The organism is uncultured Campylobacter sp., from assembly GCF_938030815.1.
GTDB lineage: Bacteria > Campylobacterota > Campylobacteria > Campylobacterales > Campylobacteraceae > Campylobacter_B.
Map to the genome: position 1 here is coordinate 1 of NZ_CALHII010000005.1, position 1,095 is coordinate 1,095.

At 49.9% G+C, this 1,095-nt stretch carries 1 pseudogene; it reads right to left on the reverse strand.

From position 1 onward, the window contains the following. Window positions 1-926 (reverse strand): annotated as a pseudogene (locus Q0277_RS00155) (DASS family sodium-coupled anion symporter); the annotation flags it as partial. Window positions 927-1,095 lie beyond the last annotated feature (169 nt).

The following is a 1,095-nucleotide window of genomic DNA, read 5'->3' on the forward strand; positions in this document are numbered from 1 at the left end:
TGCCACGATAATACATCGCTTAGCACCAGCGCGCAGACGGCAAGCATTCCCACCGTCGTAGCGCCGATGCCGGTTAGCCCACCCGTAGCCCAAAGTGCGAGTGCGCAAACAAACACGCCTACGACCACTTTTTCGCGGTAGCTCATCGCGCCCATATCGGCTAACTCTTGACTTGCGATCTGCTTGGCTTGTGGATATTTTTTAAGCTCGGGTGCGTAAATTTTATATAGCAAGCTAGGCATCAAAGCAAGCGATACGAGCCCCGGTACTATAGCGCCCATCGCCCACAAAGACCATGAAATTTGAATGCCTAGCGTATCGGCAGCAAGCTTTGCAATGAAAGGATTGCCAGCCATCGAGGTTAGAAACATCGCGTTCGTGATACCGTTGCTCTGTCACAACGTCTGCATCAAATACGCACCCGCTCTGCGCCTGGAATCACCCGGCTCAGAACCCAGCGCGCTGCTTAGGCCTTTTACGATTGGAAAGAGTACGCCGCCCGCTCTCGCTCCCGCAGATGGCATCGCAGGCGATATAATAAACTCGCTGATAACGATCGAGTAACCTATTTTAAGGGTACTATCGCCGATCAGACTGATGATTTTATACGCGATCCTGCGCCCGAGCCCCGTCTTTATAAAGCCTCTCGCCAGAATAAAAGCGCAAAAGATAAGCCAGATCGTCGTATTGCCGAAGCCGCCCAGGGCATCGGCAGGTTTTAAAACTTTCGTCAAAACCGCAACCGTAACGCCGATGAAGGCGATCGCGCCGATTGGAATGGGCTGAAGTATGAGCCCTAAAATCGTCGCCACTACGATGGCGAATAGATGCCAAGCCTGCGCACTTACCGCTTGCGGGTGCGGGCAGAACCAGATAGCCATGCCGACTGCGATAAGTACTAAAAATTTTATAAATTTTGGATTCATAATGACCCCCTCCTGATTTTATTTTGCCTCATTTGTCTCGCCGTAAATTTAGCTAAACGGCGACGAGGCTTTAAATTTAATCGCTTAAAACTAACAGCAAACTAGACGAAATTTTAAATTCTATTTCGTGGCGTGCGACGTAAAATTCCACCGCGATTTTAAAGTCGGT